The following is an 11,245-nucleotide window of genomic DNA, read 5'->3' as shown; positions in this document are numbered from 1 at the left end:
TTTGAGGTAAGATGAACAAAGGCTAGAATTTGAGCAGGATTAAAGTGCAATAGATGTAACACTTCATAAAACCTTCGCTCTGGCTGGTTATGGTTAGCCGTCAGGGCAAAGGTCTATTTTGTATGGCTCTTTGTTTGTGCAGAGGTACTAAGGAGAATGAATTAACGATGATGAGATGGCTGGATAACTATCCAAAAGAAGTGAGAATATTTTTATTAGCAAGTCTGGTTAACGCAACAGGCAGTGCACTGATGTGGCCGCTGACCACCATGTATGTGTTTGATGAGCTTGGACGGACGATGGCTAACGCGGGTTTTGTGATCCTGATTCAGTCCCTGGGTGGCATCTTCGGACAGTTGCTCGGAGGTTCGTTGTACCACAGAGTAGGCGTAAAGAAACTGATTATTGGCTCACTGGCGCTTAATGCGTTAGGTTTGTTTGCGTTGCCCTGGATTAGTGCGTATTGGGTCGTATTTATATGTGCGATGGGCTGGATTGGTCTATTTAGTTCATTGTCGCTGCCAGCGATCCAGGCCTTTATTGGCTTCCGATTTGCGGAGCGACGCGGTGAATTATTCAATGTTATCTATGTGGCGAACAATATCGGGGTAGCGATTGGTACGGCGCTCAGTGGTTTTCTGGCTGACTTTTCCTATCATCTCAGCTTTGTACTGAACGGGGTAACCTCAGCTGGGTTTGCAATTTTCTTCTGGTATTATCTGTCTCGGGTTGAACCGGATCAGGGGGAAGTACATCTGACGAAACGCAAAACCGTTCCCGATGGGCCGGGCGTCTGGGCATTGCTGGGTAATACCCGATTATATCTGTTTATGAGCTTGGGCGTGCTCTTCCTGTTATTCGGCAATTCCATCTGGAACACAGGTGTGTCCCCGTATATCATTTCTGAGGGTATGGAAAAAAGAATGTATGGTCTGCTCTGGACCCTGAACGGGGTGCTGATCTTTGTAGGCCAACCTTTCACCAGTTGGGTGAAACGGACCATGGCCCGTACCTCCACTGCGCAGATGACCGCGAGTGCGGTATTCTATGGCATGGCCTATATCGTCATGATTACCATGTACAGCTATCCGGGCATGGTGCTCGCAATGGTACTCGCCACGTTCGGAGAGATGCTGATCTCCCCTGCAACACCAGCATTTATCTCCGAGCATGCGGGCAGGGCAGCCCCTTTTTACATCGGGATATCGGGTGGAATTGGTGCTGTTGGACGGGTTATCGGACCCTACGCGATGGGGGTTATGTATGACAAACAGGGACTTATTCCTGTAGCGTGGCTGGCAACAGGCACAGCAGCTATTGCTGTACTTGGTTTTGTGCTGCATGCAGTGTTGAACCGTAATCGTGAAGTGAAGGAGTATGGGATGGACGCCTAACAGATCTCATCGTGTTGGAGAGGATGCGGAAGGAAGAACGCGTTGAAGTGGACGGTAAATCCACTGTAATCTGTCTGCTCATCCGTAAATTACAGTTGACAAAAAAATATATTTATGCTATAATTTACATATAAAAATATTCCGTATATAATAAGATTCTCCTGGCCAGGGGAATCTTATTTTTGTTTGTACGGGAGGAATAAGTATGAAGCAAAATGAATCCAGTATCACATCATTGATTTCGACTTTTGGCCGAGCCTATCACAGCCAACATGACAGACCCCTCATTTTTGATGATTTTATGGCGAGATTGCTGATCTCTCCTCAAGAGTTTTCAGATATCAGCAATAACATGGTTAGAGGCATTCATTTTTTCAACCCGGATATGGCTCACCAGCTCAAGGACGACCCGGAAAAGGTTCTAAAATGGATTACCCAGGTACAGTTATCTCCAATAACTCTGGCTCGGGCCGCTTACTGTGAGCATGTACTTTTGCATGAAGTTGCGTTGGGATTGAAGCAGGTAGTCATTCTTGGCGCCGGGATGGATACGTTTGCTTTGAGGCATCCGGAATTGGAGGACACGCTGGATATCATTGAAGTGGATTATCCGGCTACACAGCAATTCAAGAAGGAGCGGCTGAATCAGGCCGAGCTGACCATTCCGAACAATCTTCACTTTGTACCCATGGATTTTACTCGCGAGCTTTCGAATGACAGCTTGACTCTTGAAGGGTTGAAGAAACGGAAGACGTTGGCTAGCCTCTTGGGTGTTTCGTATTATTTGCCCAAAAATGATCTGTTTAACGTGATTCGTCATGTGTTTGCGAACCTGCCAATCGGAAGCTCTATAGTTCTGGATTATGCAGATGAGCACCTTTTTGAGGAAAAAGGGATGTTTAATCGGGTTGAAAATATGATTAAATTGGCTGCAATGGGTGGTGAGCCGATGCAATCCGGCTACGCATATGTGGAGATGGAGACCTTGCTTGATGAAGCAGGGCTGCTTATTTATGAGCATCTGACTCCCGAGGCGATTCAGGAACAGTTTTTCCAGGATCGAATCGATCATCTAAGGGCATTTGAAACGATACATTTCATTCACGCAGTAAAAAAATAAATCGATCCGGGCATGTATGGTCACCTATATAGCCCGTATTTGCATAGCAGCGGCAAACACTTCACCCTGTGGCAGGGTGAAGGTTGTTTGGTTTGATCAAAGGACCAACACAAACCATGATTCTGTAGCCAATAACATCACACGTGATACAAATGTTCAGAAATCAGACTTGTTAGGGTACGATTCCATGTCATTCAACGTCCTCCCCTCTATTTGTGCATAATGCCCATATAATAGAATGGAACTGGTTAAAGGCAGGAGGATACATACGATGTACAAGGTTTTGTTGGTCGATGATGAATTTATGATTTCGGACGGGATCTCCAGTGTGGTGAACTGGTCCCGATTAGGAACAGAACTGATTGGTATTGCTCAAGATGGATTGGAAGCGCTTGCTTCAATCGAGCAGCAACGCCCGGATATCATCATCTCGGACATCCGCATGCCGGGAATGGATGGATTACAGCTGGTTGAAGCTGTGGCAGAGAAGTATCAGCATATCTCATTCATCATGCTCACGGGTTTTACGGAGTTTGAATATGCGAAGACCGCCATGCAGTATGGGGTGAAGCACTACTTGCTCAAGCCCTGCAGTGAAGAGCATCTTGTACAGGCTATTAGTGAATTGGTCAGTGAGAAGCGAGAGTTGACCGATCAGGAGCGTTTTGTGCAGTCGATCCAATATAATCTGGAGCGTGTACTGCCACATGCCAAGGAATATTTTCTGAAAGAATTGGTGACCAACAGAACCTATGGGGTCAAGGAATGGAAGTATTTCAAGGAATTATTCGATGTACAGTTTCAGGATCAACGTGTGCGGTTGCTGCTGGTAGAGATCGAGGGGGATCATGAGTATTTGCACTTGTTCGCGGTGAAGAACATTGCCGAGGATATTTTTCACAATCCCATCTTAAGTGCCACGGTTGGAAGGCATGTGCTACTAATTATGGAGGACAAGTTGTCTGAAACGCAGTTGTTCCATAATATCGATGAGATTCGCGCCACATTTACCCGATATTATCATGACGATCTCACGATTGCCCTGAGCGAGCCAGGAGATCTTTCGCAGGCACGCCATTTGTACATGCAGACGCTAGTTTATCTCAATTACCGCTTTTACCTCGGTGAGGGCAGTCTCATTATGGAGCGGGATATTTACTCTCCCGGAGAGCGCATTCTTCCTGAGTTCGAATACGATCCGGAGCGGATGGTTACTGCAATCAAGGCGGGACACTGGCAGGAAGTCGGATCAGAGCTGAACCGGATGTTTCAGATACTTGCCAGCTTGCGATACGATATATCCCAAACAAAGTCCTATCTTATTCAGATGTTTATGGAGATGATTCGACTCAGCGGCTCTGCCGAGATGAAAAGGTATATGGACCAGTTGCCAGGCATGATTGAATCCAGCACCCTGCATTCTTTTCAACAGTTTCTGCTTGCCGTTGCCAAGGAAATCACGCTGCGCCGCTACGAACAACATCGCTCGAGACAATCGCAGATGGTAGGTAGTGTGAAACAGCTGGTAGAGAAGCGCTACCAGGACGAGACATTGACACTCCAGTCCATCGCTGGGGAAATATACATGAATCCAGACTACATTGGCAAAATGTTCAAGAAAGAAACTGGTGAGAAATTTACGAACTATGTGTTAAGCTACCGCATTCGCAAAGCGTTGGAGCTTCTGGAGCAGGACGGGAACTGCACGGTATCCTCGCTTGCCGAGCAGACGGGGTTTGGTGCCAACTGGCCGTATTTCAGCAAAATGTTCAAGAAATATACGGGCTTCTCCCCTTCCGAGTATAAAAAAGTACCCTAGACAGCGCTGCTGTCGCTTCTACATAGCTTCCTTTATCTCCGATCCACATCGACTCACATCTGATTTATGATCAGGCCCTGTACGCCATTCAACGGCAGCAGGGTCTTTTTTTGTCGGACGGAACTCGGTTTTGAACATCCATTTATCGGAAATGAGCATGGGAAGAAAAGGCGCTCGATTCTATCATTAGAAGTGTCATGTGAATGAATGAACATCGAGAGTGGAGGTTGAGTGGATGGAGCTGAATCGAAGCCGGGGGATTGAACCTGGGCGTTTGAAGCCAGCTGGCAAATGGAGTTCGGTGAAAAAGGAACTTGTCCGCAACAGATACGTTTATCTGATGCTCGTTCCTGTGGTAGCCTACTATCTGATTTTCAGCTATGGGCCAATGTACGGGCTACTGATGGCATTTCAGGAATCCTACAACCCGATCAAAGGAATCTTGGCAGGCGATTGGGTCGGATTTGACAACTTCACCATGTTTTTTGAAAGTTATTATTTCTGGCGACTGATTAAGAACACACTGATTTTGAGTTTTTACAGTATTGTGTTTGGTTTCCCGGCTCCGATTCTACTAGCACTGCTACTGAATGAAGTCCGGAAGAAGTGGTTCAGAGGTGCAGTACAGACCATCAGTTATATGCCGCATTTCATCTCGGTTGTCGTTGTGGTTGGAATGTTGAAAACGTTCTCATCTCTGGACGGTGGGTTATTTAACGTCATTCGTGACTTTTTTGATCTGCAGCCGATTATGTTTTTGGCGGAAAAAGATATGTTCCGTCCGATGTACATCCTGTCCAACATATGGCAGGGCGCAGGCTGGGCCTCGATTATCTTTTTGGCAGCATTAAGTGGTATTGATCCTCAGTTGTATGAAGCTTCCAAAATTGACGGCGCAGGCCGCTGGAGACAGCTGTTACATATTACACTGCCGGGCATCATGCCCACAATTGTGATCATGTTAATTCTGCGTATGGGGGCGGTCATGAACGCGGATTTTCAGAAAATATTACTGATGCAAACGGCACCGACCTATGAGACATCGGATGTCATATCCACCTTTGTTTATCGTTCCGGTATTTTGGAGGGGAACTATACGTATTCAACCGCCATCGGACTATTTAACGGCGTCATTAATTTCGCGCTGCTCATTATTGCGAATGCAATCAGCAGAAAGCTTAACTCAACCAGTCTCTGGTAATTGGAAGGTGAAGCGATGAAACAGTCTATAGGGGAACGAGTTTTTGATGTATTTAATACCCTGCTGCTCTTGGTCATCATGATTTTATGCTTTTACCCGATGCTGTACGTGTTCAATTCTTCCATCAGCGATCCGGATCAGATGCTGCGTTCCCGGTCACTGATGCTCATTCCTGAAGGGTTCCAGCTGGGAGCGTACAAGTCGGTATTTCAGGATACTCGCATCTATACGGGATATATGAACACCTTGTTCTATGTTGTGGTGGGTACAGCCATCAATCTGCTCATGACTTCGCTGGCAGCGTATGGGTTATCACGCAGTGATCTGATGGGCAGAAAAACGTTGATGAAGTTGATTACGTTCACGATGTTTTTCGGCGGGGGCATGATCCCGACTTTTCTGCTGATTCAAAATCTCGGGATGGTGGATACCCGTTTTGCGCTTATTATTCCGGGTGCCATCAGCACATTTTATTTCCTCATTATGAAAACAAACTTTGAAGGTATTCCGATCAGTCTGATCGAATCGGCGAAGCTTGATGGCGCCAATGACTTTCTGATTTTGTTCCGAATCGTACTGCCTTTGTCAAAGCCAATCCTGGCGGTCATGATGCTGTATTATGCGGTTGACCATTGGAATGATTATGTCGGGCCAATGCTCTATCTACGCAGTCAGGAGTTATATCCGATTCAGATTATTATGCGTGATATTCTGATCAGCAGCAGTACGGAGGCCATGGGTGCTGGCGCCGATACCGGCTTTGCCATTGGGGAGAACATCAAATATGCGACCATTATTATCTCCACGCTGCCGATTATGCTGGTATATCCGTTCATCCAACGTTATTTTGTTCAGGGCGCTCTAATCGGTGCTGTGAAACAATAAAAAATGTATCCTATGGAGGCGAATTACGTGAAAAAAAGAATGGGGTCCATCCTGTTGTCATCACTACTTACCATGTCTTTACTGGCGGGCTGTACGGGGGATAATGAACCAGGTAACGCAGAGCCGGCAGAAGGAACAGAACCTGCGGTTCAGGCGTTGACGGAGATACCGCTACCGATTACAAGTGAGCCATTTACCATTGACTACTGGCGTGCCAATGACGCCAAACTGACAGCTTCCTTGAACAACTTTGGCGATATGGCCGCTTACAAGGAAAAGGAGAAGTTGACGGGCATCCAAGTGAAGTTTACACATCCTCCGCTTGGACAACAGCGTGACCAATTCAATCTGTTGATCTCCACAAAAGAGCTGCCGGACGTTATTTATTATAACTGGGCGGATGCCGTTGGCGGACCGGAAAAAATGATCAAAGACGGTCGCATCATCCGGCTGAATGAATTGATCGACAGTTATGCACCGAACTTGAAGCGGATTATTGAATCCGATCCAGATGTGAAGAAACAGATTGCACTCGACGATGGCACGATCTATATGTTCCCGCTGCTGAAGCTGGATGCATTGAAGCTGAATGCCACTTCCGGTTTAATTATGCGCCAGGACTGGCTTGATGCATTGAACCTTAAGGTACCTACCAACATTGATGAGTGGTATACGGTACTCAAGGCATTCAAGGAACAGGACCCTAACGGCAATGGGAAGCCAGATGAGCTGCCATTCACCGGCAACTGGGGACCGGGCAACCTAACCAAGCTCCATGATTTTGCGGCGGCCTTTGGTGTCATTGGTGGCTTCCAGTTGAATGGAGACAAGGTGGAGTTTGGACCGATTCAGCCGGGTTACCGTGATTTTCTGGAGACCATGGCCAAGTGGTACAAGGAAGGGTTGATTGATCCCGAGATCATGACCAATGACGGCAAAGCGTTCGACTATAAAGTCACCAGCAACCTGGCAGGCGCATATCAGGGCGGTGTATTCAGTGGTATGGGGAAATACTTCAATCTGATGAGAGATACCGATCCGAACTTTAACGTAACCGGTGTACCGTGGCCCGTATCTCCGGATGGAACTTCTTATGCTACCTTCAATCTGGAGAATAAGGTCCTAAGTTATGGTGAGGCTATTACGGCTTCTGCAGACGAAGATAAACTGAAATATATTGTGCAGTGGATGGACTATAACTATAGCGAAGAGGGTAGTAATCTGTTCAACTTTGGTATCGAAAATGACAGTTATGTTCGGGACGGAGAAGGTGTGAAATTCACAGATACCATCATTGATAATCCGAACGGTCTGACGTATGATCAGGCACTGGCATCCTATGCCTTATCCATTATGGACGGTCCAATCAATCAGGATAGCCGTTACCTGGATGCCTTATTATTTGACGATGGACAGCGTGCAGCGAATGCGGAATGGATGAAAGCAAGCTCGGCCTTAACACTTCCCCCAATTCGCTTGTCTACAGAAGAGGTAACCACTAGTACGTCCATCATGAGCCAGGTGAATACGTATCTAAATGAGACAATGACAGCCATCATTAGCGGACAGAAACCAATCACTGAATTTGACAAGATGACCGAAACCATCAAGAGCATGGACATTGACCGGGCGATTGAGGTTCATCAGGCGGCCTATGACCGATATCAGTCCAAATAAACCGTGAGAAATCGAGCGCTAAAACTTTGGGAAAACCTTCCTGCATGTGATATACCTAGTAGTATCACGTGGTTCAAAGGAGCGCTTTGGTCATGAAAGCCTACCGCAAACTCAGCATCAAAATGAAAATGTTTCTGATGATCATGGTCATGATGGCGTTTATGATCATCTTGGCGTTTGGTTCCTTGTATTATACGTACTCGGTGTATGACAAACAGCTGTTTGATAAGTCTTCCCGACTTCTGAACCTTTCTTCGTCTACAGTGGATGTTGAACTTCAGAAGTTGGAAGCGTTATCATTGAACATGATCTCCGATACGCAGATTCAAAGAGCCTTGAAGTCGTTGCTGGATGACGATAGCGCATATTCAAGCTTTATTGAACGAAAAAAGATCACGGATCGGTTATGGGAGCATATCAGTGGGGCTGCACGTTATGTGCAGTCCGTTCATCTGATTGATTCCAGGGGAAGAGTGAATAAATATGGCGAGACACTAACCGTATCCCAGGAAAAATATGATCGGATGATTGCGGCTGCGGAGCAGGCCAATGGTGCAGTGCGCTGGTTATACCCTGATGACGATGACCCGATGCTGGTTATGGTGCGTCAAGTGCGTGCCTATGAACCGATGACCCTGGAACCGGTAGGCATACTGTTTCTGCGTATTAATATCGAGCGTCTCGTCGAGGAGTATGCGGGCATCGATAGCCAGGACAGTGACATTATTTTAAAAGCAGGCAGTGAGGTGGTGTATCCTTATCGCCAGCTTCCAGATGCGGTGTCCGCGGGACTGAATCCACTTCCGGGCAGCGGGGGATATGAGGTCAAAAATCTGGATGGGAGGGAGATATTCCTTTCCCAGAAAAAATCCGGCTATACCGGCTGGGTTTATTATAATATGGCCTCTTATGATGAGATTTTTGAACGTATCATATGGTTGAAAAATAGTCTGATTGTCGTATATCTTATCGCCATTCTGGTTGTCCTCGCCCTTGGTATGGTGTTCGCGCGCAGTCTGACAAGGCCGATCAGGCAGCTTATCAGTCAGATGAAGGAGGTTCAGTATGGGGATCTGGAGAATATGGATGCCAATCTGTCCATTCCAACACACCAGCACATGGATGAACTGGGGTTATTACAGCGTACGTATCGAATGATGATTACACATATTAATACATTGATCAAAGAAAATTATGCAAGCCAGCTGGTCATTAAAGAAACGGAGTTTAAGGCGCTTCAGGCGCAGATCAATCCACACTTTTTGTATAATGCGCTGGATTCAATCCATTGGCTTGCCAAAAAGAACAGGCAGGAGCAAATCTCCAGTATGGTGCTGTCACTCGGGTATTTGCTGCGTTCCTCCATCAGCTTCAAACAAAATATCATCACCCTTGCCGAAGAGCTGGAGATCGTCAGCCATTACATCACCATTCAGACCTACCGTTTCCGGCAGCGGCTGGATTTCCGCTTGGATGTGCCTGCTCCTTATCTGGAATGTGCCATTCCCAAGTTAACCCTACAGCCATTACTGGAGAATGCCATTCAATACGGATTGGAACCACAGGTTGGATCATGTCTGATTCGAGTGTATGCCGAGATATCAGGTGGCAAGCTGGCCCTGATCGTGGAGGATCACGGTCCCGGCATGGAACCCGAATATGTGGAACAAGTGCTGCGCGGTGAAGTGAAGACCAGAGGAACAGGTATTGGTTTGCTGAATATCAGGGAGCGGGTACGTCTGGCTTTTGGCGAAGAATATGATGTTCTACTGGAGAGCAAGCCAGGGCTTGGAACGAGAGTAACGGTGCTGCTGCCACCCCCATCACTAGGTAAGGAGGATAGGCCGTGAGAAGATTATTGCGAACCATAGGCGTGATCTGTCTTCTGCTGACTCTTCCTGGCTGCGTGAGCCAACTGGATCAAAGGCCAGGCATGATCGTTGACGAAGAGCCGATAACGTTGCGCATCGCTTGGTGGGGTGGGGAGTTTCGCAACAATGCAACGATCGCCGTTATCGATCTGTATGAGAAGTTGAACCCACATGTGAACATCGAATACGAATATAGCAGTTTCAACGAATACTGGAGAAAACTTGCCCCTCATGCGGCAGGCAATGCGTTGCCCGACATTATCCAGATGGACATCTCCTATCTGTCCCAGTACAGTTCGTTGCAACTGTTGGAGGATATGACGCCGTACATGCAGAGCGGACTGATTGACACGACAGATATTGAGAAGGAACAGCTGGAGAGTGGAAGCCTGAATGGTAAAACCTATGGTCTCAGTTTAGGGGTTAACGCCATGCTTAGCATCTATGATCCGGAAGTGTTGAAGGCCAATGATATTGAATTGCCAACGGATACGTGGACATGGGCGGATTTTGACCGTATGGGCGAGCAATTGCTGGGGAAAGGCATCTATCTGGGAACCTATTTCACGCCGGAACAGTTTTTCGCGTATTACTTGAGACAGTATGGTTCCAAGCTGTACGCGGAGGATGGCAAGAGGTTGGGTTATGAGGATGATGGGCTGTTTATTGAGTACTTTGGCAGGATGCAGCAGCTCGCAGAGAAGAAGCTTATTTTTGCACCGGATATCTGGACATCAGATATTGGCCAGCCTGATAACGACCCGTTTTATCTGGGAGAGGCTTTGTTTAGCTGGGGGTATTCCAACCAATTTATCAGCACCGCTCAGCGTTATGGCAAACCCTTAACCATCTCTCCAATGCCTGGGCCAAACAGCCAGGAGGGATTGTTCTTGAAGCCAGGCATGTTTTTCTCCATGGCGGGTAATTCCAGACATAAGGAGGAGGCTGCCAAGTTTATCAGCTTTTTTGTGAATGATTTGGATGCCAATCTGTTGCTCAAAGGGGAGCGGGGGGTGCCTGTCTCGTCCAGTGTCAAAGAGCGGATGAAGCTGGTGGTAGAACCGGAGCTGGCGCAGGTGTTTGATTATATTGATTGGGTTGCCGAACACAGCAGCCAGATGGACCCGCCTGATCCTGTAGGTGCACCTGAGGTCACTGCGGTGCTGCGTGAGTTGTATGATCTGCTGTTGTTTGGCAAAATTACGCCTGAGCAGGCGGCGATAAATTTCCGTGAGCGGGCAAACGCAATTCTGGGTGGGAAGTAATAAGAATGGACTA

The 11,245-nt window shown here is 47.1% G+C and carries 8 protein-coding genes; all 8 read left to right on the top strand.

Going from position 1 to position 11,245, the window contains the following annotated elements; all coding sequences use genetic code 11:
• Positions 1–170 precede the first annotated feature (170 nt).
• Positions 171–1,394 (top strand): MFS transporter, encoded by a 1,224-nt coding sequence (locus F0220_RS27815; RefSeq protein ID WP_105600654.1) that lies wholly within the window; start codon positions 171–173, stop codon positions 1,392–1,394.
• Between the two features lie 205 nt (positions 1,395–1,599).
• Complete coding sequence (locus F0220_RS27810; protein WP_105600203.1) at positions 1,600–2,514, top strand: class I SAM-dependent methyltransferase; 915 nt, start codon at positions 1,600–1,602, stop codon at positions 2,512–2,514.
• Positions 2,515–2,785: 271 nt separating this feature from the next.
• Complete coding sequence (locus tag F0220_RS27805; RefSeq protein WP_105600201.1) at positions 2,786–4,333, top strand: response regulator; 1,548 nt, start codon at positions 2,786–2,788, stop codon at positions 4,331–4,333.
• Between the two features lie 340 nt (positions 4,334–4,673).
• Positions 4,674–5,534 (top strand): ABC transporter permease, encoded by an 861-nt coding sequence (locus tag F0220_RS27800; protein ID WP_374954417.1) that lies wholly within the window; start codon positions 4,674–4,676, stop codon positions 5,532–5,534.
• Positions 5,535–5,549: 15 nt separating this feature from the next.
• Complete coding sequence (locus tag F0220_RS27795) at positions 5,550–6,419, top strand: carbohydrate ABC transporter permease (RefSeq protein ID WP_105600198.1); 870 nt, start codon at positions 5,550–5,552, stop codon at positions 6,417–6,419.
• A 27-nt stretch (positions 6,420–6,446) separates the two neighbouring features.
• Complete coding sequence (locus tag F0220_RS27790) at positions 6,447–8,096, top strand: type 2 periplasmic-binding domain-containing protein (protein WP_105600196.1); 1,650 nt, start codon at positions 6,447–6,449, stop codon at positions 8,094–8,096.
• A 92-nt stretch (positions 8,097–8,188) separates the two neighbouring features.
• Positions 8,189–9,946, top strand: coding sequence for a sensor histidine kinase (locus tag F0220_RS27785; protein WP_105600195.1), 1,758 nt, complete (start codon positions 8,189–8,191; stop codon positions 9,944–9,946).
• Complete coding sequence (locus tag F0220_RS27780) at positions 9,943–11,232, top strand: ABC transporter substrate-binding protein (RefSeq protein WP_105600193.1); 1,290 nt, start codon at positions 9,943–9,945, stop codon at positions 11,230–11,232. The genes F0220_RS27785 and F0220_RS27780 overlap by 4 nt, the downstream gene beginning before the upstream one ends.
• Positions 11,233–11,245 lie beyond the last annotated feature (13 nt).

Source organism: Paenibacillus sp. 37 (assembly GCF_008386395.1).
Classification (GTDB): domain Bacteria; phylum Bacillota; class Bacilli; order Paenibacillales; family Paenibacillaceae; genus Paenibacillus; species Paenibacillus amylolyticus_B.
This window is presented reverse-complemented; position numbering and strand designations above follow the sequence as displayed.